Source organism: Bradyrhizobium sp. SZCCHNS1022 (assembly GCF_032484835.1).
In the GTDB taxonomy this organism is placed as follows: Bacteria; Pseudomonadota; Alphaproteobacteria; order Rhizobiales; family Xanthobacteraceae; genus Bradyrhizobium.
The window spans coordinates 367,478-389,600 of sequence record NZ_JAUETT010000006.1 but is presented as its reverse complement, the minus strand read 5'-3'; the positions used below and the strand labels follow the sequence as shown (position 1 = coordinate 389,600).

Genomic DNA, 22,123 nt, shown 5'->3' with positions numbered 1-22,123 from the left:
TCATGGCCGATCTGAAGGAAGAACGGCTCGGTGAGGGCGAGGCATTGCTGCGCCGGTTGCGCCGGCTGAAGATCCGTGCGGCTGGGGTTCACGGTGCGGATCGAATGCAGTTGCTCGCGCTGATCGACGATATCGAGACGGTACGTCGCAAGCTGCTGCGCGAGTGTGCGCTGCTCGACGAGGAACGGAAGCTGGCGGCGGTCAGGGTCACGGCATTGAACAGTTATGCGCGTGTGGCGCGGACGGCCGGCTCGCCGCAGCGGAACGGTCATTGAGAACGATACGGGAGCGACAAAATGAATCCAGCAATCCAGGCAGCACCCGGCCACGGCGGCGATGATGGTGTGAAATCGTTGATCGCATTGATCGACGAATTGGTGGCGGTGGTGTCCGAGGAGAACTTGGAGCTTGCCAAAGGCCTGCCGGCGTCGCGTTCGAAGCAGCTCGACGACAAGAACCGTCTTGCGGGTCTGTTTGAGCAGCGCGTCGCCGAATGCGCGGTAAGGACCGCGAGCCTGCATGTCCAGGATCGGGTCCTGCGCGAGCAGCTGATGGAGCGGATCCTGAACCTGCGGGTGGCCATGGACGAGAATCTGATGCGGCTGCGGGCGGCGATCGAGGCGAGCAATCGCCGGATCGAGGCGGTCATGCAGGCGATCCGTGAGCAGATCGCCAGCGTCTCGCCCTACGGATCGGGCGGTCGCCGCACCGCGCGTGCGGTATCCTACGGGACGAATGTTCAAGCCTGAGGCGCGGATAGGAGTGGAGCAAAAGCGATGTCGCTCGATGTTGCACGGCTGATCGCGTTCAGCGGAATCATGGCGACAGAGACGCAGATCAGCGTGGCGTCGTCGAACATCTCGAACGCAGATACGGCGGGCTATACCAAGAAGACTGCCGATCAGACCACCAGTGTGACGGGCGGTGTCGGCACCGGAGTAACCATCACCGGGATCAGCAGCAGTGTCGACAAGCTGTTGTTGAAGTCGTTGATCGCTGCCACGTCCGATCTCGGCTCGGCCGACACCACCAACAATTACATGACGCAGCTCGAGCAGCTGTTCGGCAGCGCATCAAGCTCAGGTACCTCGACCTCGGGTACTTCGGTCGCCAATTCTCTGGCGTCGTTGGAGTCAGCGCTGTCGTCGCTGGCGAGTTCACCCAGCAGCGTCTCGCTGCAGTCGGCGGTGGTGAGCGCGCTCGACGATGTGGCCTCCCAATTGCGCGATACCTCGCAGGGCATCCAGACTCTGCGGTCAAACGCGGATCAGGACATCGGCTCGTCGGTGACCAGCATCAATAGCGACCTGAAGCAGATCGCCGACCTGAACGTCCAGATCAGGAAGATGGGCGCGGCCGGACAATCGACCGCGGATCTTGAGGATCAGCGAAATTCGGCACTGAAAGACCTGTCGTCCTATATGAACGTGAGCTACTACACGGCATCGAACGGGGACTTGCAGGTCTACACGTCGTCGGGGCGAGCGCTCGTGGATTCGTCGGCGCATACACTGAGTTATTCGACGTCGGCAAATGTCACCGCGTCGACCAGCTATAGCTCGGGCGGCTTCAGCGGGATCACGGTCGACGGGGTCGACATCACCTCGCAGATCACTTCAGGCAAGATTGGCGCGTTGATCACGCTGCGTGACCAGACGTTGCCGGCCGAACAGTCGCAGCTCGACCAACTTGCGACGCAGTTGAAATCGACGCTGAACGCGATCACCAACGGGGCATCCTCGGTGCCGGCGCCGACCAGTCTGACCGGTACGGCGTCGGTCACGAGCACGGATGCCTTGTCGGCGACCGGTTCGGTCCGGATTGCGGTCTCCGACCAGAGCGGCAATCTGGTTTCCTATCAAGATCTCGACCTGTCATCCTACTCGACGGTCGGCGATCTCGTGACGGCGCTGAACGGCATCTCCGGCGTCTCGGCATCGATCGATTCCAGCGGGCATCTGGTGATCGGTTCGACCACGTCCGGCGACGGCGTGGCCATCAACGACATGACGAGCTCGGTGAGCGGGGTAGGCTTCTCCGACTATTTCGGGATGAACGATCTGGTCACCGGGACCGGCGCCTCCGACTTCGCGGTTCGGAGCAGCATCTTGTCCGGCAGTTCGGGGCTGCCGACGGATACGCTCGATGGCTCCGCCACGTTGACGACGGGCAGTCAGGTGTTGACCTCCGGTTCGGCGACCGTCATCAACAGTATCTACAACGCGTTGACCGGCTCCAGAAGCTTTTCGGCTGCCGGTGGGCTGAGCGCCACCACCGGCTCTTTCGCCAACTATGCCGCAGCGATCGTGGCCAATGTCGCCAGTAAGGCGTCGCAAGCGTCCTCGGCGTATACGGCAAAGACGACTGCGCAATCCACTTACGCAAGTTCGCTATCCTCGGAGACTGGCGTCAATATCGATGAGGAGACGGCGCGGATCAGCGCGCTGCAAAACAAATACGCGGCGGCCTCGCAGCTGATCTCGGCGGTCAACAGCATGTTCTCGTCGCTCATCACCGCGATGCAGTCGGGTTAGTTAGTCGGGACGAGAGAACAGTGTCATGATCATGCGGATTGCCACTTTCGCCAATACCGACCAGATGGTCTCCAGCGCGCTGCGGACGCAGGCGATCATGGCCAATATGCAGGTCCAGGAGGCATCAGGTCTGAAGTCGGAATATCTCGCCGGCTACGGCGCCGACACCCAGCACGTCGTCAATCTCCAGGTCTCGGTGACGCGCGCGCAATCCTACATCGACGCTGCGACGCTGGCCGACAGCAAGGCGCAGGTGCTGTATTCGGCAGTGGGCCAAATCTCGGACGTGGTGAGCCAGTTGCGGACCGCGCTCAGTGCCGCCACGACGGGCAGCAGCACGGAGCAGGCATCGGCGATCAGCACCGCGCAACAGCTGTTGCAGCAGATGGGAGGAATTCTCAACACGCAATACGACGGCCAATATGTCTTCAGCGGGGCCAAGACCTCGACCGCTGCCGTCGATCTGTCCAGCTTCGCCTCGGGGACCGGCTCGCTGACCGGAACGGATACCAGTTACTACCAGGGCGACAGCGAGCTCGCCTCCGTCCGTGTCTCGGACGGTCAGAGCGTGACCTATGGAATCAGCGCCGACAACTCGGCCGTCGAGGAGGTGATGCGGGTCTTGAAGTTCGTCGCCAACAGCTCGTCGCTGTCGGGCAGCGACATCACCAGCGCGCTGAAACTCGCCGACAGCGCCGTCGACGATGTTGCGACGGTTCAAGCCAAGCTCTCGAACGCCACGTCGCAGATCGAGAGCGCGAAATCGCTGCAGAGCGATTTCAAGAGCTACGCCGAGAGCCTCAACACCGATCTCACCAGCGTCGACGTGGCGTCGATCACGGCCCAGCTCTCGACCTATCAGGCCCAGCTTACTGCATCCTATACGGCGATTTCGAAGATCCAGAGCCTCACCCTGGCAAGTTATCTGCGATAGGTCGCGCGCTCGCTGCTCGCGCCGGGGGACTACGGGGATCGACAAGCGGGGGCCGCGGCGAGGCACGACCGGTCCGCCAGCCTCGCTCGGGCTCGATCTGGTTGGTGAGAGGCCTGTTCGGCCCCATCCACCGTCACGCCATTGTCACCCGCGGTCGATAGGTACGTTGGTGGGGCAGAGTGCCGTTGCGCGCCGAACGGCAGCGGGATGGGGCAGCGTAAGTGTCCGATTCGAATAGCAAATCGCTGCGAGAGGCCCTTGCGGCCGATTACGAAGGGCTGACCAGGCGCTTAGCCCGCCGCCTGGGCTCCGCGGACTTTGCCCGTGAGGCGCTGCACGAGACCTTCCTTCGTGTCGACCGGGTCAGTGATGCAGTCGAGGTCCGCAGCCCGCTCGATTATCTGTTTCAGACCGCGCTCAACGTTGCGCGTGACAGGCGCAGAGGCGATCAGCAGCTCCTGAGCGCGGCGGAGATTGAGACGATCGTCGATCTCGCCGACGAAGCACCGGATCCGGCAGCGGCGGCGGAATCGCGCATCGAAATGCAGGAATTCGAGAAGGCGCTGGCGGAACTGCCGACCCGTCGGCGCGACGTTTTCATCGCAGCCCATGTCCACCAGCTCCCGCATCGCGAGATTGCCGACCGCCTCGGGATCAACGTTCGGACGGTCGATTTCGATTTGCAATATGCTATGGAGCACCTCGGCCAGCGCCTCGGTCGCAAGGTTCTTCGCCGTTTTGGACCGAAAGCCAAGCCGCGAGCCTGCGACTGACAGACTGGCGCGGGAAGCGGCACTGGGATTTCGGCCGGAGCGGCCGGCCGGGAAGGACTTGGCCGCGAAAAATTCCACGCAAAAAGCTTTGAATGATTGATTGTTCCAGCCAACAAACAGCTTGAAAGCCCGCCGACGCGATGTTTTCGATTCAGTCCGGTCGGGGCTGGATCGTCTACTGATCAGGACCTGCGCGCTGTGATCGGGAATGCCGCCGCTTTCCGGCGGAGAGAGAAGAGCGACCGGCTTTGACTGCACGCAACGAAATGCCTTCCGAACTGGACCCGTTGTTGCGCCAAGCCCTCGCTTGGGTCATTCGCCTGCATTCGGGAGAGGCAACATCGGAGGATGCGGCCGCCCTCGCGCTGTGGCGGCAGCGCAGTCCTGAACATGATGCCGCTTTTCGCGACGCCGTCAGACTGTGGCGTGGTCTTGGAGATGCGGCGCGGACGCTGGCGGCGCAGGCCGAGCCGCACAGTGGCGGTCGCACCGAAGCGCGTCGCCTGGCCGCGAATTCACACCTGAGCCGCCGCGTGCTGATCGGTGGCGGGATGGCAACTGCTGCGTCCTTGGCCGGCATCTATTTGGCTGCGCAACCGCCATTTGGCTTATGGCCATCTTGGGAGGAACTGTCGGCGGACTACCGGACCGCCAAGGGGGAGCGGCGTCGCATTGCCCTGGCCGAGGACGTCTCGCTCACGCTCAACACGCAGACAAGCGTTGCCGTTCGGCGCACGCCGGGGCAGCCGTCGATCGAGCTGATCTCAGGTGAAGCCGCCGTTCAGGCGGTACGTGAGGCCGAGGCCCCGTTTGTGATCGGTGCAGCTGGTGGGCAGATCAGCGCGCAGCAGGCGATCTTCAACGTCAGATGCCTCGACGGCAGGGTTTCGGTGTCGTGCATCGAGGGAAGCGTCGAGATCGAATGGAAGGGGCAACGCGCGGCGCTCGCCGGCCGCCAGAAGCTCTCTTATTCTGCGCAAGCTGGCCTGATGCCGGTCTCGGATGCCGACATCGAGCAGACACAGGCCTGGTTGAATGGCCTCCTGATCGTCCGCGACTGGCCGGTCGAACGGCTGATCCAGGAAATCAACCGCTATCGGCCGGGCCGGATCGTGGTGATGGGAGGACTTGGCCGGCGCATGATATCGGGCACGTTCTATCTCGATCATCTCGATGATTTCATTGCGCAGGTGCAGAGTCTGTTCGGTGCCGATGCGCGGACTCTGCCCGGCGGTCTTGTCCTGTTGAGCTGAGGACGTCACAGCGGCGCCCGAAGACCTTAAAGCGGGGAGGCGATAGATGGCATGGAGGTCGGGATCATCGGTCGGCTATCGATATTCGTCTGCGATCGTGATCATCTGTTGCCTGCTGTGCTTGCTCAACCCGGCAAGGGCGCAGGATTATCGCCCGGTCGCCGGCGCCCCTTCGCATTGGGCGGCCTTTGCAAAGCTCGTGACGACTCATTTCGAAGCGAACATCAGCGCCGATGATGAAATCGCAAGTCGGTTTCGGAGTTATCTGGTCGAGCGCCGCGGCAAGGAGGACGGTCCGCCCCAAGCTTTCACGGTGCAGACCTGGGTCGGTGCGCAAGGCACGATCGAGAAGGTGGCGTTTCCGCCGCTGAAGAATGTGCAGGCGGATGCGGATCTGCACACCCTTCTCGCGCGCGGGACGGTCGGCATGTCTCCACCGCCCGACCTGCTACAACCTCTGAACCTGCGCCTCTTACTCAGTATAAATTAGATCTTGCTCGCACGACCCATTCGGACGGTCGCGCCTTGGAGCGATCGGCGCGTGGCGCAAATATCACAGTCATGCTTCGCGCTTCCCCGCCGGGCACATGATCGTTAAAATTTCGATTCAGTCTCGCCCTGCTTCAATCGTCTTTTGAACAAGGACACCATGAACCCGGCATCCCGCCGCGGGCTCATATGCGTGTTTGGGAGCCGAGCGAGCGTCCGTGCAGTTTGATCGGGATTTCTGGCGTGGCGGAATCGCATCCGCCCGAACGGTGATGTTTTGCCTGAGGCTGGCCATGATGGCGGTGATCGGCAGCGTTTCTGCCATCGGGCAGGCCTCGGCCGAGAAAGCTGCGCCGGCGCAAAGCGAGCAAAAGCCAACGGAGCAAAAGCATGCGAGTTCTGCTGCGCCGGGCGCGGCGGCACCGCAGCAGCCGCTTGCGCATTTCGATATCGACGACTTCGCCGTTCAAGGCGCGGACAAGTTGCCGCAGATCGAGATCGAGGAGGCGATCTATCCGTTCCTTGGACCGAACAGGACATCGGAGGATGTCGAGAAGGCGCGAGCGGCGCTGGAGAAAGCCTATCACGACAAGGGCTTTCAAACCGTCAGCGTCGCCGTGCCTCAGCAGAATGTGAGCCAGAAGGTCGTCGTGCTCAAGGTGACCGAGCTCAAGGTCGGGCGACTGCGCGTCAAGAACTCCCGCTACTTCGATCTCGACAAGATCAAGGACAAGGCGCCGTCGCTCAAGGAAGGCACGGTGCCGAACTTCAACCAAGTCACCAAGGACATTGTCGCGCTCAACCAATGGCCGGATCGACGTGTGACGCCGGCGCTGCGCGCGGGTGTGACGCCGGGAACGGTGGACGTCGACCTCAATGTCGAGGACAAGGCGCCTATCCATGGCAGTCTCGAAGTCAATAATCGGCAGTCGCCCAATACGACCGCGACCCGCGTCAGTGCGACTGTACACTACGACAATCTCTGGCAGCTCGGCCATTCCTTCAGTTTCACTTATCAGGTTGCGCCTGCGCGCCGGCAGGACGCCGAAGTGTTCTCGGCCTCATATCTGGCGCGTACGGATATCGACTGGTTGAGCGTCCTGCTCTATGGCGTGAAATCGAGCAGCGACGTCGCAACCGTCGGCGGGACCAACATCGTCGGTCCAGGCGAGATCGTCGGCGGCCGTGCGGTGATGACCTTGCCGAGCCGGGACAACTTCTTTCACACCCTGTCGGCCGGCATCGACTACAAGCATTTCGAGCAGACGACGACACAACTCGGCTCCGGCAGCTTCGGTTCGCCTGTGACGTATTATCCGCTGGTCGCCAATTACGGCGCGACCTTCCAGTACGAGAAGTTCACCACCCAGTTCAACGCTGCGCTGACCTACAATCTGCGGCCGCTGTCGAGCGATTTTATCGCCTTCGACAATAAGCGCTACCATGCGTCGCCGAGCTTCACGCATTTCAACGTCGATATCTCGCACACCCAGGAACTGCCGGAAGGCTACCAGTTGTGGGGCAGGCTGCAGACCCAGATCGCCGACGGACCGCTGGTCTCGAGCGAGCAGCTCAGCGCTGGCGGTCTCGACACCGTGCGCGGCTATCTCGAGTCCGAGGTGCTCGGTGATGACGGTGTCATCGGCAATGTGGAAATTCGCAGTCCCGATATCGGCGCAATGCTGCAGAAGCAGATGAAGGACGAGACCGGGCAGGGTACGCCGCGATTCACCACCTTCAATGAATGGCGGCTGTTCGCCTTTTCGGACATCGGCCACGTCAACGTCCAGCATCCGTTGCCCGAGCAATTCTCGCAGTTCGACCTCTGGAGCTACGGCCTCGGGTCGCGCTTCAAGGTGTTCAACTCGATCAATGGCGTGGTCGTCGTCTCGATGCCGATGGCGAACCAGACCTATACCCGCGCGGGCGATCCGCGCGTCAACTTCCGGCTTTGGGGTGAATTCTGATGACGCTCGGATGGGATGACATGCTACGGGCCGGATATCGCCTGGCAGGCGCGGCAACGAGGGTGATGCTCACGGCCTTGCTCGCCATGGTCGGAGTGGCGCTCCTATCCGCCTCGCCGGCGCGAGCGTGGTGGAACGACGAATGGCAGCTGCGTAAGAAAATCACGATCGACGCGAGTGCGGCGGGCGCCAATATTACCGATCCGATCGGCACCACACCCATCTTGGTGCGACTGCACCCCGGCAATTTCCGCTTCAGCGCCACCAAGGATGATGGCAGCGATCTGCGCTTCGTTGCAGCTGACGACAAAAGCCCGCTGAAGTTTCACATCGAAAAATATGATGCGCTGCTCGGCGAGGCCCTGGTGTGGGTTTCGGTGCCGAACTTGCAGCCTGGTGCCAAGTCCGAGTTCTGGCTCTACTACGGGAACAAGAAAGCGGTGCCTGCGGCTGACGCCAAAGGGACATATGATCCCGACGCTGCGCTGGTCTATCATTTCACCGAGCGCGGCACGCCGGCGCTGGATTCGACGGTCTGGGCCAACAATGCCCAGAGCGTGGGCCAGCCGGCCGATGGTGCCCTGATCGGCACGGGGCTGCGGCTTGACGGGGTGACACCGCTGACCTTGCCGTCCTCGTCGTCGCTCGCGATCGCTGGCGACACCGGCTGGACGTGGTCGGTATGGGTCAAGCCGGCCGCGCTGCAGCCGAACACGGCGTTGTATAGCCGCCGCGACGGTGCGAATGCCTTCGTCATCGGCCTCGACAGCGGCGCGCCGTTCGTCGAGGTCAGCAACGGGGGAGCTACGCAGCGCAGCACCACGGCTGCGCCGATTGCGGTCAACTCTTGGCATCATATCGCGGTGGCCGCCGGCAGCGGCAAGGTGACGCTCTATCTTGACGGAAGCGCTTATGCCGCGCTCGACGTGCCGCTCCCGGCACTCAACACGCTTGCTTTCGTCGGCGGAGACACGGCTGCCTCCACCGTGGCTCCCGCGGCGGCGCCGGCATCCTCATCGCCGGCGCCGTCCGCCGATGGAAGTACAGCGACGCCGTCTGCGGATGGAAGTGCGCCGGCTGCGCCCGTAGCGGCGGCGCCGGCAGCGATGGCGGGGTTCGTCGGCGACATCGACGAGTTTCAGATCGGCAAAGTGGCGCGGCCTGCCGGCTTCATCCGCGTTGCAGCGATCGGGCAGGGCCCCGATCAGGGCAAACTGATCTCGTTCAGCGTCGACGAGGAAACCGCAAGCTGGCTGTCAGGCTATTTTGCGGTGATCCTGAAGTCGGTCACGATCGACGGCTGGGTCGTGATCGGCATCCTGCTCGTGATGGGTGCGATCAGTTGGGTGGTGATGCTTGACCGCGCCTCGTTTCTCAATCGACAGTCCCGCGGCAATGCGCGTTTCCTGCGCAGCTACCGCGACGTCAATTTCGATTTGACCCTGCTCAGCCGGGGCACGGAGCAGGAGGTCGCAACGCTCGGGGGACGGCTCAAGACCGGCGATGCGTCGCGGATAAGCTCGTCGTCGCTCTACCGCATCTATCATGTCTGCGCCGATGAAGTCCGCCGCCGGTCCGCCCGCACGGCAATGCCGGTGCTGTCGGCGAGCTCGATTGCGGCCATCCGGGCCTCGCTCGACGGCGCCGTCGTCAAGGAGATGCAGCGGCTGAACCGAATGATGGTGGTCCTGACGATCGCGATCTCCGGCGGTCCGTTCCTTGGCCTGCTCGGCACCGTGGTCGGCGTCATGATCACCTTTGCGGCGATCGCGGCGAGTGGCGACGTCAATGTCAACGCGATCGCGCCCGGCATTGCGGCGGCACTGGTTGCCACAGTGGCGGGCCTCGGCGTCGCGATCCCGGCGCTGTTCGGTTACAACTACTTGATCTCGAGGATCAAGGACCTGACCAGCGACCTGCAGATCTTCGTCGACGAGCTCGTTACCCGCATCGCAGAGCTTTATTCCGTCGATCGGCCGGACCCGGTCGATCACCGGCTGGCCGCGGAGTAGTGCGATGCAGGTCCAATCCGACTCGAAGCCCTATGACGACATCAACATCACGCCGATGTTGGACCTCGCCTATGTGCTCCTGGTGATCTTCATCATCATGACCACGGCCACCGTGCAGGGGCAGAAGGTCAATCTGCCGAAGGCATCTGCTGCGCCGAGCTTGGCGACGCAGACCACCAAGGCGATCACGGTTGCCAATGATGGCAAGATCTTTCTGGACACCATTCCCGTGACTTTGCCCGAGCTCGAGCAGCGACTGATCCAGCAAAAGGCGCTGACGCCGGAATTTCCGGTGGTGCTTCGCGGCGACGCGCAGGCTCAGTACCAGAGCGTGATGGACGTGCTCGATCTGCTCGGCCGCATCGGCCTCACACAGGTCGGCTTGGCGACCAAACCGCTCGTGAAATAAGCCGGGGGTGATCCGAACCGATGCGCAGCCCATTCCATCACACTCCAGTTCGCGACAAGGACGCGCATGATGGTGTCCTCGTGCAGATGCGCGACGCTCTGCTGCGCACGCTGGCCAGATTTCGTCCGGCCGTCGTGAGCACCGTCGCGATTGCGACTGCAGCCGAGGCGCATGTCGAGCATGGTGAGGGGGCGGTTCTGGCATTTCCTGTTCGCGGCGAGGCGCTGCTGGTCAATCTCGCGGGCACGCTGCGCGAGCGGGTGCTGCGGGCCGGTGCTGCGGACGATCCGTTCCTGATGACGATGTCGCGCAGCCCCCGGCCGCGGCTGTCGCTGGATCGCGATGCTTATGTCGAGTTTCACGCCGAGGACTCGACCTTTCACCTGAAAATCGACGCGGTACCGGCGTCGCGACTGACGCTGGAGACGGCCGAGTTCGCCACGCTGGTGAAGTTCGTCCTGCAATATCTCGCCGAGCGTCATGGCGAGCTGGACCAGAGCGGAGGCGCGCCATGAACCAACCGAGGACCGATTGGGAAGAGGATGCCGAAGCAGGGGAGGCCAAGGACCGTGGTCTGCGGGCCTATTTTGGACATCCCGGCTCGCGTTACGGTGCAGCGCTAACCGGCGTTGTGTTGTTGGTCGGTAGCGCAGCCTATTCGCTGTTTGGTGGGGACGATCTGCCTCCGCCGCGCCAGATCCATGAGATCACGATCGTCAACATTACGCCACCGCCGCCGCCGCCACCTCCACCGCCCGAACAGAAGATGATCGAGCAGCCGGTGGAGGCCGAGCAGAAGTTCATGGAGGAGAAGCCGCTCGAGAAGCCGCTGGAAAAGGAGCCGATCAAGGAAGCCAAGAACGAGGAGCCTCCGGGGCCGCTCGCGCTCGACGCCAAGGCCACTGGGCCGGGCGACTCGTTCAATCTCGGCAGCAAGGTCGGCGGCAGTCCGCTCGGGGGCGGCGGCGGAGGTGGCAGTCGCTGGGGTTGGTACGCCTCGCAGGTGCAGGCTCAGATGGAGTCTGCGCTGCGCGGCAATAACAAGACGCGAAATGCGATCATGCAGGTTCGCATCCGCTTGTGGGCGGAGAGCACAGGCCGCGTCAGCCGGGTTCAGCTCGTGTCGTCGACCGGCGATGCCGAGCTCGATTCGGCGATCCGCGATGAACTGGCGCGCCTGACCCTGCGTGAGCCGCCCCCGAAGGACATGCCGATGCCGATCGACACGCGCGTGACTGCGCGGCGGCCGACCTGACACGATTTGAATAAGCAAGACGACGAGTAAGAGGACAGGGGACCAATGTTGGACTTCACTTCAAACGCACGCCGGCGCACATTGATGCTCGCCGTTTCGCTGGCTGCGCTTGCATCCGGTATGCCCGCCTTCGGGCAGGACGCCAATCAAGCTTCTGCAAGCAAGGCCGACACCAAGCGGCCGAAGCTGTCGGATGCGAGGCCGACCTCGCCGAACGCGACGATCAATCTGGTCAATCTCCTGGTGAAGCAGGGTGTCCTCACTGAGGAGCAGGCTACGGCGCTGATCAAGCAGGCCGATGACGAGGCCTATGTATCGCGGCAGGCGGCGAAGAATGCGTCTGCCAAGGCAGATGAGGCGGCGAAGGCGGCCAATGCCGCGGCGTCCGCAGCCGAGCCGCCGGGCACTCGCCATGTCACCTACGTGCCGGAGGTCGTCAAGCGGCAGCTTCGCGAGGAGATCAAGAAGGAGGTCATGGCGAAGGCGGAGAAGGAAAATTGGGCTTCGCCCGGCCGCTATCCGGAATGGGCGCAGCGCGTCCACCTCTACGGCGACTTCCGCGCCCGCTATCAGGGCAGCTTCTTCCCGACCGGCAACGATCAGCTTGATGCGATGAATGTAACGGCGATCAATGCAGGAGCTCCGTACGATCTCAGTAGTAACGTCAACTTTCCAACCTACAATACGACGCAAAATCGAAATCAGGTTCGGTTGCGTGCACGGCTTGGGATGGACGCGGACCTCACCAACGGCTTTGCTGCCGGTTTCAGAATTGCCACCGGCCAGGACAACTCGCCGGTCTCGACCAACCAGACGCTGGGCGGTGGCGGTTCGAATTTCTCCAAATATTCCCTTTGGCTCGATCGAGGTTATCTGACCTACCAGAACTGGAACCAGGATCTCGTGGCGTCGGTGGGCCGCTTCGATAATCCATTCTGGTCGCCGACCGATTTGGTGTGGTACCGAGAACTAGGCTTCGATGGGTTTGCGTTACAGGCCAAGCACCAGCTTTCCGAGGAATTTACGCCGTTCGGCGTCATCGGCGCCTTCCCGATCTTCAACACCGACTTCAATGCAAGTAGCAACAATTCCTTCTTTCTCGATTCAAAGTATAAGAGCCACGACAAATGGTTATTCGGAGCTCAGGCGGGCTTCGCGTCGCGTTTCGATCCGGTTCACGAATTCCGTCTCGCCGTCGCATATTACGATTTCGAGAATGTGCAGGGACAGCTTTCTTCATCCTGCGTCATCTATGTCAGCTCGGATAGCTGTAGTTCCGATCTGTCGCGGCCGCTGTTCGCGCAAAAGGGCAACACCTATATGTACCTGCGCAACATCGAGCCCGGAATTTGGAACAACAACGGCGCGATCCTGCAATATCAATATTTGGGCCTGGTGCAGAAATATCGACCGCTGGTCGCCGGCGGATCGGTCGATCTTGGCGACTTCCATCCCTACCACATCGTGATCGATGGCGAATTCGTCTGGAATACGGCGTTCAATCGGGCGCTGACTCTTCCGGGAACGGGAACGGTGCCGGCCTACACGCCGGGCATTGCAATCAACAATCGCGCCGGAACCAGCTCCAACGCGACCGGGACGGTCACATACGGGCCCTTCGACGGCGGCGATAAGGGCTGGATGGCGCGCGTCACCGTCGGCAACCGGGAGACCAAGCATCTCGGCGATTGGAACGCGCATGTCGGCTACAAATATCTGGAGTCCGACGCCACGCTCGATGCCTTCACCGATCCTGATTTCGGTCTCGGCGGCACCAATCTCAAAGGTTATTTCATCGGCGGCAATGTCGGCCTGAGCGAGAACGTCTGGGCCTCGGTGCGCTGGATGAGCGCCAACAATATCGGGGGCGTGCCTTACGCGGTCGACGTGCTCCTGGTCGATCTCAACGCGAAGTTCTGAGCCATGACCATGCGCATCATCACCCTGAGCGTTGCGTCCGTTATGTTGTGCTTGCAGACCGGAGCGGCGCGCGCGGAAACCGAAGCCGACAAGCTGCGGGAGGCCTTGCGCGCGGCGACGCTGCAGACGCGCCAGCTGGAAGACCAGCGCGCGCAGCTGCAGGCCAAGCTTGCCGCGGCGGAGCGCGAGAAGGCGGCGGCGAAAGCGCAGATCGAGGCGGCCAAGGCCGAGGTCCGCCAGGTCGAGAAGCAGCATCGCGAGGCGGTGGAGGAGTTCAACCGGCGGCTCGCCGAGCGGGACGAAACTCTGGAGAAATGGAAGTCGGCCTACGAGGAGGCCGCGAATGTCGCGCGCGACCGGGATGCCGCGCGCGCCAAGTTCGAGACTGAGGCCAACGCCTACAAGGCGTCGACCCAGGGCTGCGTCGCCAAGAATACGCAGCTGATCAAGGCCGGGCAGGAACTTCTCGGCCGTTATCAAAGTGTCACCATCGGCGACACAATTGTTGCGCGAGAGCCCGTGCTCGGGCTGCGCCGGGTCGAAATCCAGAACAGCCTCCAAGACACCAACGACAAGTTCCTCGATCAAAAGGCCGCACAATGACTTCCTTTTGCCTTGTCCGTGCTTTCCGTCCGCTTCGCTTGGCCGCTGTCGCCAGCGCGCTGAGCTGCGTTTCGATGGCGGTGGCGGCGCAAAGCGCCGTCCCGAACCGCCCGATGCAAGCGCAGCCGGCCGTGAAGCCGAAGCCTCCGGCTCCGGCCGCAGTCGCTGCGCAGCCGGCAACTGCGCCTTCGGTGACGCAAGGTGCGGCCACGGCGGGAGCGCAAGGCGCGGCAGCTGCGAAGACCAGCGACGATGTGATTGCGCGCGTCGGCGCGACCAACATCTCGACAGATGAGATCCGCGCCTATGTCGCCTCGCTCGCGCCCCGCGAACGGGCTGCCGTCAGCCAGGATCCGGCGCTGCTCAGCCAGGCAGTCCGGATGATGCTGGCCAACCGCCTGGTGCTGCAGGAGGTCGCGGCGAAGAAGTGGGACCAGCAGCCGAACATTGCCGAACAGCTGGAGCGGGTGCGCGAGAGCGCGATAGTCGAGCTCTATCTGCAGTCGGTCTCGGCGCCACCGGCCAACTTCCCGAACGAGGACGATCTGCAGAAGGTCTACGACGCCAACCGTGCCTCGTTCCTGGTGCCGCGGCAATTCGAGCTCGCGCAGATCTTCGTGCCGGTGCCGAAGGACGCCGATAAGGCGACTGAGGACAAAGCGAAGAAAACCATCGACGAGGTGCAGCGCAAGCTGAAGGCGGCGGGCGCCGATTTTGCAGCTATCGCCGACGAGGTCAATGAGGCCAAGAACGGCGGCGAGCTCGGCTGGGTTGCCGAAGCTCAGATCAGGCCCGAGATCCGTCCGCGCGTCATGGAGCTCGCCAAGAACACGTACGCCGACCCGATCAAGCTGGACGACGGTTGGCACCTGATCAAGCTGATCGATACCAGGGCGCCCTACACACGGACGCTGCCGGAAGTCCGTGATGCGCTGGTGCAGCAGATTCGCAACGAGCGCGCGACGGCGGTGCGGCGCGCTTATCTGGCCGAGCTCCTGAAGCAGCATCCGCCTGTCATCAATGAGCTTGCCCTGTCTGGGCTGGTCGGCGAACAGTCGCCGGCCGCGAGATAGTTGCGCGATGTCAGTCTCGTCGACACCACAAGCCGAGCCGGTACTGACCGCCGACCGCATGCGCGCACTGCTCGCGGCGGGCGGTTTTGCCAGCGCGATGGCCGTCGCGCCCGGCCGGCATGTTCTGCCTGTGGGAAGCAGCATCGTGCTGCAGTTCGGCGATGAGATGACGCGCGATGAGGCGGGTAACCGGCGCATCACCGTCAAGTGCAGCATCGTGATCAACGGCGACGACAGGCGTGCCGCCAGAGTGACGCGTTGGCAGCTCTCAAGGTCCATCCCGATGGCGGTGGAGGACGAGCGCTTCAGCATCATGGTGGATGCCGATCTGCTGCTCGGCACCGTGCATCTCGACCACCATCTGGTCGGCGGCGAGGAAGCCTTGCGCCATCTGCAGCTGTTGATTGCGGACGCGCAGGCGACGCTGCGCAATTTGCCGGTCAACGACCGGCTGGGTGCGGATGCACGAGGACCGGCGGTGCGGATCGAGGCAAGATTCAGCGGTGACATGGTTGTCGGCCGGTCAGGTGTCGTCCAAGCGTTCGCAGGCGGGCGGCGACCGGCCGCGCTGCGGGCCACGGTGCAGCACATCCGCATGGGGGTTGCGACCTGCGACTGCCTGGCTGGGCAGATCCTGCCGGATGTCCTCCGCGGCGTGCGAGCCGTGATGGGACCCGATCGACCGCCGGGACTCTCGCCGCAGCAAGATGCCGATCGCCGCGCCTGGCCCGAGCAGGTCACCCTTCGCGAGACGCTCCAGTGAGGCCGGGGACATAGGTTCGCCGGCCCAACGATGATCGACGTAATTGAACGACGCTGACGGAGTTTTCGATGTCCGATGCCACCATCACCCAGCTCTCGCTCGATGGCCTGCGCGACCTGTTTCAACTCGCCGGCTACCGTGTCGAGGCTTTGACCGATCCTGTTGTCAATGTTTCCTACCTGCGATCCGCAACCAACGGACTCGCTTTCGACATCCGTCCTGGCAATCGTTCGGCTGGTGACGAGCAGGGCTTCGTCGATGTCGCGCTGATCGCGGTGCTGCAGGTCCAGGGCGAATTGCCGATCGAGGTGGTCAACCGCTGGAATGCGACGCGGCGGTTCGCGCGCTTGCAGTTGAGCCCGCCGTTCCTGGCCCTGTCGCTCGATTTCTCGCTGGCCGGCGGCGTCACGCAGACCCATGTCCGTGCGCAGATCGAAATCTGGGATCATCTTGTGCAGCAGCTTGTCGGTTTCCTGCGCGAGGAGCTGGCGCATCTTGCCAGAGCGAATGCACCCGCTGCACAAACCGGCAATGCGGTGCCCGCGCAGCCGACCGCAACGATCCCTTCGCGCATTGCCGAATCCGATGCACCGCGCACGGTTCAGTAGCGGCGTCAGAACCGGGCGCGCGGAGGGCTCATGAGGACGCAGCGGCAGCGAGCGTACGGGACAGGCAGGCGATGCGCCTACGGCCGCAGTGCGGCTGCGGCGCTCGGATTGATTGCCGCAACGATCGTCGCCGCGGCGCGCGCCGAGCCGGGCGAGGGCGGCGTATCGTCTGCCCAGCGCGACCCCGCGCCCGAGACATCGGTTCCCGCCGCCAAGCCGGATGAGTCGATCAACCGCGGCGATACGCTGTCGTATTATCGGGCGCTGATCACGAAAGAGGCCGGGCAGCAGGGGTTGGCGCCGGCGATCGCCGAGGCCGTGATGGCGGTCGAGAGCGGCTTCAATCCCAATGCGATCGGCGGCTCCGGCGAGATCGGGCTGATGCAGATCATGCCCTCGACCGCGCGCATGCTGGGCTTCAACGGCAGCAATACCGAACTCGCGGTGCCCGAGACCAATATCCATTACGGCGTGATGTATCTGGCGCAGGCGTGGCGGCTCGCCGGCGGCGATCTCTGCACGGCCACAATGAAATATCGGGCAGGCCATGGCGAGACGCGCTTCTCCTATCTGTCGGTCGATTATTGCGTGGCCGTGCGTGCGAAGCTCGTGGCGCGCGGCTTTCCGGTGACCGGCAGCGTGCCGGTTGCGAGTTTCGGGGCGCCCGGCAGTGTCGGGGTGAGGGCTGCGGGCGGCGGCTGCGGTCGCAAATGTCTCGGCGGCGGCGCGCTCGCGCGTGTGGACCTCGCCGCGCTGAATACAAAGCTGAGCACGCTGGTGATGCAGGTTCGTGGTGGGAGGTGAGCGATGCTGGTCTCCGTAGCAAGGCCTGCGATCATCGTCGTCGCGCTGGTCGCGGCGTTGAGCCCGGCGCGGGCGCAGGATCCGAGACCGTTGCCGCCGGTGACGGTCGATGCGCCGCCGCCAAGTCCGCTGCTGCCGAGCCCCTCCAACCCGGGCGCAGCGACGGCGGCACCCGCCCTGGGCGGCGGGCAGGCCGGTGGCAACAAAGGGCGTTGCACCGAGGCCAAGGGCGAAACCGACACCTCGTTCGGTTGCATCAACGAGCGGCTGAGGCGCAAGGTCGATGAGGTCAATCCTCCCGTGCTCAACCTGCCGCCGATCGACGCGAAGTCGTCGGATCTCAAGGTGGGTACGGTGAACATCCCCGCCGTTCAGCAGCAATATGGCAGGAACTTCGGGCATTCCGCCGTGCCGTATCGCCCCACCGTCATCTACCCGTCGGGGATGGGGCACCGCTGAGGGCCGCAAGCAGTTCGTCGGGCCGCTCAGTCATCATCATGTGTCCCGCACCCTTCAGCACGATCGTGCGCGCATCTGCGATCGCGGCAGCCAGCGCCTTGCCGGCCTTCGCCGGCGTCATCATGTCCTTCTCGCCAATGATGACGGTCGTCGGCACCGCGATCTTGCCCGCCGAGCCCAGTGCGTCCTGATAGGCGTTGCAGGCCGAGAGGTCGCTGAACAACACACCCGGCGGACAGCGCTTCAAGATCGCCTGCGCCGCGCCATGCATCCACAGGCCCGGCGCGCGGCTGCCGCCGAGCTCGGCGCTATAACCGAGCCCCCAGATCGATACCATGTCGATCGCCGCGGGATCGTTGGCCTCCGCCGCCTTGAGCAGGTCGGGCCCGACCGTCATCGTCGCTGCCGTGCCGACCAGGCTGAGCTTGGTGACGCGCGCGGGATGGCGTGCGGCGGCATCGAGCGCGATCAGCGAACCCATCGAATGGCCGATGAGATGCGCAGGCTTGGCGCCGGCCGCATCCAGCAGCGCGGCCACCCAATCCGCCATCGCGGCAATGGTCTTGAGCGCAGGCCCGGCCGAGCGGCCATGGCCGGGAAGGTCGGGCACCAGCACGGCAAAGCCGTGATGCGCGAACCAGCGATCATGCAGTGCCCAGGCGGAATGATCGAAGCCCGCGCCGTGCAGGAACACGACCGCGGGCAGGGCGGGGTCGAAGCTGCGGCCGCCGGTTCCGACGAACACCTCATGACCGTCAATGGAGAGCTGCATGGCTCACACCTTCTGTGAGGCGCGCAGCGCCTGTCCGAGATCGTCGATGATGTCGGTGGCCGCTTCGATTCCGACCGACAGCCGCACCAGCTCCTCGCCGATTCCCGCTGCTGCAAGCTGCGCAGCGTCCATCTGCTGATGCGTGGTGCTGGCAGGATGAATCACCAAGGTCTTGGCGTCGCCGACATTGGCCAGATGGCTGATCAGCTTCAAGCTTTCGATGAACTTGCGGCCGGCACCGCGGCCACCCTTGATGCCGAAGGAGACGATCGAGCCGGCACCGCGCGGCAGCAGACTCTTGGCGAGCTGATAGTCCGGATGAGTTTCCAGCGTAGGATGCAGCACCCATTCGACTGCCTTGCTGCTCGCCAGGAATTCCAGCACGGCCTGCGTGTTCTGCACGTGGCGCTCCATGCGCACGGGCAGCGTCTCGACGCCCTGCAAAAGATGGAAGGCATTGGTCGGCGACATGCAGGCGCCGAAATCGCGCAAGCCCTCCGTGCGGGCGCGCATGATGAAGGCGGCCGGCCCGAACTGTTCGTCGAAGACGATGCCGTGGTAGCCGGCATAAGGCTCGGTCAGCTGCGGAAACTTGCCGGAGGCTCGCCAATCGAAATTGCCGCCGTCGATGATCGCGCCGCCGATCGCGATGCCGTGGCCGCCGAGCCATTTGGTGACGGAATGCATGACGATGTCGGCGCCGAGCGCGATCGGCTGGCTGAGATAGGGCGTCGCAAAGGTGTTGTCGATCAGGAGCGGAATGCCGGCCGCATGGGCGATCTCAGCCACTTTCGGGATGTCCAGCACTTCCAGCCCGGGATTGCCGATGGTCTCGCCGAGCACGAGCCGCGTCTTCGGCGTGATCGCCGCACGAAAGCCGTCGAGATCGCGCGGCTTGACGAAGCTGGTGGTGATGCCGAAGCGCGGCAGGGTGTGCGCGAGCAGGTTGATGGTGCCGCCATAGAGCGAGGCGGAGGCGACGATGTGGTCGCCGGCGTTCAAGAGTGTCGCGATTGCCAGGTGTAACGCAGCCTGTCCGCTGGCGGTGCAGACCGCGCCGACGCCGCCTTCGAGCGCGGCCAGCCGCTCTTCGAGGACGGCCGTCGTGGGGTTTGAGATCCGCGTATAGATGTGACCGGCGCGCTCCAGGTTGAACAGCGCGGCCGCGTGCTCGGCATCCTCGAAGACGTAGGACGTGGTCTGATAGATCGGTACCGCGCGAGCGCCGGTGGTGGGGTCGGGATGCTGGCCTGCATGCAGGCTCAAGGTCTCGAAGGCGGGTGGTTTTGGCGCTGGCATGCTGGACTCGCGGATTCGAACGGCGGATGGAGCATCCCTTGTGCCACAAATTGCAGCAGAGCGTCAGGGGCGGCGCTGCTGAGCATCGCCGCCCCGAAGTTCATCAGCCTCCCGCGAAGCGCTGCGGAAACAGGCCGGCTGCGGCGAACGCGGCGACCGGCTGGCGCGGACTCGGCTTTTCCCGCTCTTTCAGCTGCGGCGGCAGCTGCGCGCCGTCGCCCTGACGGCCGACCGCAACGGCGATTTCGACCGCGAAATCATCCGGCACCTGCAGCGCCTTCTGCGCGGCCTCGACATCGAAGCCGCTCATGCCATGGGTGACCCAGCCGGAGAGTGCGGCCTGATGGGCGAAATTGGCCCAGGCGGCGCCGGCATCGAAGGAATGGGTGCGCGAGACCACCGGCTCGGTCTTGCCGGCCGGTGTGAACGTCTTCTTGGAGAGCACGTAGACCAGCGCCGCCGCGTGCTGCGCCCAGCCACGATTGAATTCGACCAGCGGGCCGAGAAAGGTGTCGAACTCCGGCTGGCCGCGCAGAGCATAAAGGAAGCGCCACGGCTGCGAATTGTAGGAGGAGGGCGCCCAGCGCGCCGCTTCGAAGAAGGTCAACAATTCCGCCGCCGGAATGGCTTCGTCGCTGAAGCCGCGCGGTGACCAGCGGTCAACGAACAGACGATGGGCCGGATGGTCGGCGGTCCGGTCGGTCGGCGGGATGAGATGGGCAGTCACGGTGGTCTCCTTTGCTCTTACCTGTGCCCCGCACCCGGATCGGGACGGGACCTCTTATCACGCCGGAACCTCACGGCGCCTTCGGTGTCCAGATTTTGATCGCAGTGGTGTCGAGTTTCGCCGGCAACAGGTGCTCGGCGAAGAACGCATCGGCAATCTTCTGTTGTTCGGTCAGGCCCGCGGGCGTCACCGCACCGACCCGGTAGGAGCGATGGCTGTTGGCCTCCTCCACCGTGGCCGCATCGATGCCCCAGAGCCCGGCCAAGAGGTTTGCGGCTTCACCCGGGTGGGCTTTCACCCATTGCCCGGTCTCGACCAGCTTGACGAAGATCACGTTCAGCGTATCGGCGCGGCGATCGGCATAATCCGCGGAAGCGAGGTAATAGCGCTTGTAGCTCGCAAGCCCATCCGAGCCGTCGGCGAGCACGCGTGCGCCCGATTGCCTGGTCACGCTGGTGAGGAACGGATCCCAGGCGATCCAGGCATCGACATTGTTGCTGACAAAAGCGGCGCGGCCGTCGGCGGGCGGCAGATAAGCCGGCGTGATGTCCTTGAAGCTGAGACCAGCGCGTGCGAGCGCCGCGAGCAGCAGATAATGACTGCCGGCGCCCTTGGTGACCGCGATCTTCTTGCCCTTCAGATCAGCCAGCGACCTGATGGGGGAAGCAGTCGGCACCAGGATCGCCTGCGCCGAAGGCGAGGCGGCTTCTTCGGCGACATAAGCGAGCCTGGCGCCCGCGGCCTGGGCGAAGACGGGCACGGTATCGGCGACGTCGGCGCCGAAATCGATGCTGCCGATGTTGATCGCTTCGAGCAGCGGCAGGCCGCTGGAGAATTCGTGCCAGGTCACCTTGATGCCGAGCGGCGCCAGCGCCTTGTCCAATTCACCATTGGCCTTGAGGATCGCGGTCAGGGTCGATGATCTCTGGTAGCCGATCCGGATGTCCTCGGCCGCGGCGGGGTTCGCCAACGCCGAGATCGCGAGCAAAGCGAAGACGGCCGCGAGCAGCCCTCGCCGGATGAGGGTAGACCGCGCGAGGGCGGCCGAGCCGATGGATATGAGAGCGAATATCATGAAAGTCTCCCGGCGGCGGTGAATTCAGCGTGCCACCTTTTCATGGCATCATTTGCAGGAGCAGTGCCCCCGGTGCAATTTCACTGATTGGGGCAATGGAAGAGTAAAATTCTTCATCGGGTGATTGCGCGAGAATTATGTTCTTGCGCGTCCGCGCGAAGCCACGGCTTCGCAGTCTCGCGGCGCCATTTGCGTCCGAGTCTTGCTGCCGTCCGGCCCTCGGAAAAACGAGGGCGCAGGGAATGCCGGGCGCTGGCCGCACCCATGGCCCGCCTGCAGAAAAAAAAGCAGGCGGCAGTCACCACAGGTTCAGCCGAGACATCCCGGCATTCCCTGCACGATGGTTTTAACGCTTATACGTGATCTCCCTGGGGACCGGCTTTCTTGCCCCCAT

At 63.7% G+C, this 22,123-nt stretch carries 23 protein-coding genes; 19 read left to right on the top strand and 4 right to left on the bottom strand.

The features are described from left to right. Nucleotides 1–2: 2 nt before the first annotated feature. From QX071_RS29955 to QX071_RS29865, 19 genes are all read left to right on the top strand, one after another. Complete coding sequence (locus QX071_RS29955; protein WP_315705559.1) at nt 3–275, top strand: hypothetical protein; 273 nt, start codon at nt 3–5, stop codon at nt 273–275. A gap of 21 nt (nt 276–296) precedes the next feature. Next, nucleotides 297–749: a flagellar protein FlgN gene (locus QX071_RS29950; protein ID WP_315705560.1), complete on the top strand. Its 453-nt coding sequence runs from the start codon at nt 297–299 to the stop codon at nt 747–749. A 27-nt stretch (nt 750–776) separates the two neighbouring features. Further along, nucleotides 777–2,534 carry a flagellar hook-associated protein FlgK gene (gene flgK / locus QX071_RS29945; RefSeq protein WP_315705561.1) on the top strand — a complete coding sequence of 586 codons (1,758 nt, stop codon included), beginning with the start codon at nt 777–779 and terminating at the stop codon, nt 2,532–2,534. A 25-nt stretch (nt 2,535–2,559) separates the two neighbouring features. Then, nucleotides 2,560–3,468, top strand: a complete 909-nt coding sequence (locus QX071_RS29940; protein ID WP_315705562.1) for a flagellin — start codon at nt 2,560–2,562, stop codon at nt 3,466–3,468. Between the two features lie 221 nt (nt 3,469–3,689). After that, on the top strand, nt 3,690–4,241 hold the full coding sequence (locus tag QX071_RS29935) for an RNA polymerase sigma factor (RefSeq protein ID WP_315705563.1): 552 nt from the start codon (nt 3,690–3,692) through the stop codon (nt 4,239–4,241). A gap of 290 nt (nt 4,242–4,531) precedes the next feature. Then, nucleotides 4,532–5,494 (top strand): FecR family protein, encoded by a 963-nt coding sequence (locus QX071_RS29930; protein WP_315705564.1) that lies wholly within the window; start codon nt 4,532–4,534, stop codon nt 5,492–5,494. 46 nt (nt 5,495–5,540) lie between these two features. Beyond that, nucleotides 5,541–5,984 carry a hypothetical protein gene (locus QX071_RS29925; protein ID WP_315705565.1) on the top strand — a complete coding sequence of 148 codons (444 nt, stop codon included), beginning with the start codon at nt 5,541–5,543 and terminating at the stop codon, nt 5,982–5,984. A 295-nt stretch (nt 5,985–6,279) separates the two neighbouring features. Continuing rightward, entirely contained in the window at nt 6,280–7,950 is a 1,671-nt protein-coding gene (locus QX071_RS29920) for a ShlB/FhaC/HecB family hemolysin secretion/activation protein (RefSeq protein WP_409997633.1), read from the top strand. Beyond that, nucleotides 7,950–9,962 carry a DUF2341 domain-containing protein gene (locus QX071_RS29915; RefSeq protein WP_315705567.1) on the top strand — a complete coding sequence of 671 codons (2,013 nt, stop codon included), beginning with the start codon at nt 7,950–7,952 and terminating at the stop codon, nt 9,960–9,962. Before QX071_RS29920 ends, QX071_RS29915 begins: the two co-directional genes overlap by 1 nt. A gap of 4 nt (nt 9,963–9,966) precedes the next feature. Then, the gene (locus tag QX071_RS29910; protein ID WP_008967785.1) at nt 9,967–10,371 is read left to right on the top strand and encodes an ExbD/TolR family protein; all 405 of its coding nucleotides are present in this window, start codon (nt 9,967–9,969) and stop codon (nt 10,369–10,371) included. A gap of 20 nt (nt 10,372–10,391) precedes the next feature. Next, on the top strand, nt 10,392–10,886 hold the full coding sequence (locus QX071_RS29905; protein ID WP_315705568.1) for a hypothetical protein: 495 nt from the start codon (nt 10,392–10,394) through the stop codon (nt 10,884–10,886). Next, nucleotides 10,883–11,626, top strand: coding sequence for a TonB family protein (locus QX071_RS29900; protein ID WP_315705569.1), 744 nt, complete (start codon nt 10,883–10,885; stop codon nt 11,624–11,626). The genes QX071_RS29905 and QX071_RS29900 overlap by 4 nt, the downstream gene beginning before the upstream one ends. Before the next feature lie 45 nt (nt 11,627–11,671). Further along, complete coding sequence (locus tag QX071_RS29895) at nt 11,672–13,546, top strand: putative porin (protein WP_315705570.1); 1,875 nt, start codon at nt 11,672–11,674, stop codon at nt 13,544–13,546. Nucleotides 13,547–13,549: 3 nt separating this feature from the next. After that, complete coding sequence (locus tag QX071_RS29890; RefSeq protein ID WP_315705571.1) at nt 13,550–14,149, top strand: hypothetical protein; 600 nt, start codon at nt 13,550–13,552, stop codon at nt 14,147–14,149. Beyond that, a complete protein-coding gene (locus QX071_RS29885) occupies nt 14,146–15,222 on the top strand; it encodes a peptidyl-prolyl cis-trans isomerase (protein WP_409977755.1) in 1,077 nt (358 codons plus the stop codon). Before QX071_RS29890 ends, QX071_RS29885 begins: the two co-directional genes overlap by 4 nt. A 7-nt stretch (nt 15,223–15,229) precedes the next feature. Continuing rightward, complete coding sequence (locus tag QX071_RS29880; RefSeq protein ID WP_315705573.1) at nt 15,230–15,985, top strand: hypothetical protein; 756 nt, start codon at nt 15,230–15,232, stop codon at nt 15,983–15,985. A 68-nt stretch (nt 15,986–16,053) separates the two neighbouring features. Beyond that, entirely contained in the window at nt 16,054–16,593 is a 540-nt protein-coding gene (locus tag QX071_RS29875; protein ID WP_315705574.1) for a YbjN domain-containing protein, read from the top strand. Nucleotides 16,594–16,623: 30 nt separating this feature from the next. After that, the gene (locus tag QX071_RS29870) at nt 16,624–17,397 is read left to right on the top strand and encodes a transglycosylase SLT domain-containing protein (protein WP_315705575.1); all 774 of its coding nucleotides are present in this window, start codon (nt 16,624–16,626) and stop codon (nt 17,395–17,397) included. A gap of 3 nt (nt 17,398–17,400) precedes the next feature. After that, nucleotides 17,401–17,856, top strand: a complete 456-nt coding sequence (locus QX071_RS29865) for a hypothetical protein (RefSeq protein ID WP_315705576.1) — start codon at nt 17,401–17,403, stop codon at nt 17,854–17,856. Here the strand turns inward: QX071_RS29865 and QX071_RS29860 are convergent. The 4 genes from QX071_RS29860 to QX071_RS29845 all read right to left on the bottom strand — a co-directional run bounded on the left by QX071_RS29860 (nt 17,825) and on the right by QX071_RS29845 (nt 21,729). Next, nucleotides 17,825–18,628, bottom strand: a complete 804-nt coding sequence (locus QX071_RS29860; RefSeq protein ID WP_315705577.1) for an alpha/beta hydrolase — start codon at nt 18,626–18,628, stop codon at nt 17,825–17,827. The genes QX071_RS29865 and QX071_RS29860 overlap by 32 nt on opposite strands. Nucleotides 18,629–18,631: 3 nt before the next feature. Beyond that, complete coding sequence (locus tag QX071_RS29855; protein WP_315705578.1) at nt 18,632–19,927, bottom strand: O-acetylhomoserine aminocarboxypropyltransferase; 1,296 nt, start codon at nt 19,925–19,927, stop codon at nt 18,632–18,634. A gap of 103 nt (nt 19,928–20,030) precedes the next feature. Then, the gene (locus QX071_RS29850) at nt 20,031–20,654 is read right to left on the bottom strand and encodes a nitroreductase family protein (RefSeq protein ID WP_315705579.1); all 624 of its coding nucleotides are present in this window, start codon (nt 20,652–20,654) and stop codon (nt 20,031–20,033) included. Nucleotides 20,655–20,724: 70 nt separating this feature from the next. Then, entirely contained in the window at nt 20,725–21,729 is a 1,005-nt protein-coding gene (locus QX071_RS29845) for an aliphatic sulfonate ABC transporter substrate-binding protein (protein WP_315705580.1), read from the bottom strand. Between the last annotated feature and the right edge of the window lie 394 nt (nt 21,730–22,123).

Coding starts and splice junctions, on each gene's coding strand:
- QX071_RS29865 (WP_315705576.1), top strand. CDS start 17,401: ATGCTGGTCTCCGTAGCAAGGCCTGCGATCATCGTCGTCGCGCTGGTC.
- QX071_RS29875 (WP_315705574.1), top strand. CDS start 16,054: ATGTCCGATGCCACCATCACCCAGCTCTCGCTCGATGGCCTGCGCGAC.
- QX071_RS29890 (WP_315705571.1), top strand. CDS start 13,550: ATGACCATGCGCATCATCACCCTGAGCGTTGCGTCCGTTATGTTGTGC.
- QX071_RS29870 (WP_315705575.1), top strand. CDS start 16,624: ATGAGGACGCAGCGGCAGCGAGCGTACGGGACAGGCAGGCGATGCGCC.
- QX071_RS29955 (WP_315705559.1), top strand. CDS start 3: ATGGCCGATCTGAAGGAAGAACGGCTCGGTGAGGGCGAGGCATTGCTG.
- QX071_RS29910 (WP_008967785.1), top strand. CDS start 9,967: ATGCAGGTCCAATCCGACTCGAAGCCCTATGACGACATCAACATCACG.
- flgK (WP_315705561.1), top strand. CDS start 777: ATGTCGCTCGATGTTGCACGGCTGATCGCGTTCAGCGGAATCATGGCG.
- QX071_RS29855 (WP_315705578.1), bottom strand. CDS start 19,927: ATGCCAGCGCCAAAACCACCCGCCTTCGAGACCTTGAGCCTGCATGCA.
- QX071_RS29940 (WP_315705562.1), top strand. CDS start 2,560: ATGATCATGCGGATTGCCACTTTCGCCAATACCGACCAGATGGTCTCC.
- QX071_RS29900 (WP_315705569.1), top strand. CDS start 10,883: ATGAACCAACCGAGGACCGATTGGGAAGAGGATGCCGAAGCAGGGGAG.
- QX071_RS29885 (WP_409977755.1), top strand. CDS start 14,146: ATGACTTCCTTTTGCCTTGTCCGTGCTTTCCGTCCGCTTCGCTTGGCC.
- QX071_RS29895 (WP_315705570.1), top strand. CDS start 11,672: ATGTTGGACTTCACTTCAAACGCACGCCGGCGCACATTGATGCTCGCC.
- QX071_RS29925 (WP_315705565.1), top strand. CDS start 5,541: ATGGCATGGAGGTCGGGATCATCGGTCGGCTATCGATATTCGTCTGCG.
- QX071_RS29905 (WP_315705568.1), top strand. CDS start 10,392: ATGCGCAGCCCATTCCATCACACTCCAGTTCGCGACAAGGACGCGCAT.
- QX071_RS29880 (WP_315705573.1), top strand. CDS start 15,230: ATGTCAGTCTCGTCGACACCACAAGCCGAGCCGGTACTGACCGCCGAC.
- QX071_RS29920 (WP_409997633.1), top strand. CDS start 6,280: ATGGCGGTGATCGGCAGCGTTTCTGCCATCGGGCAGGCCTCGGCCGAG.
- QX071_RS29950 (WP_315705560.1), top strand. CDS start 297: ATGAATCCAGCAATCCAGGCAGCACCCGGCCACGGCGGCGATGATGGT.
- QX071_RS29915 (WP_315705567.1), top strand. CDS start 7,950: ATGACGCTCGGATGGGATGACATGCTACGGGCCGGATATCGCCTGGCA.
- QX071_RS29860 (WP_315705577.1), bottom strand. CDS start 18,628: ATGCAGCTCTCCATTGACGGTCATGAGGTGTTCGTCGGAACCGGCGGC.
- QX071_RS29845 (WP_315705580.1), bottom strand. CDS start 21,729: ATGATATTCGCTCTCATATCCATCGGCTCGGCCGCCCTCGCGCGGTCT.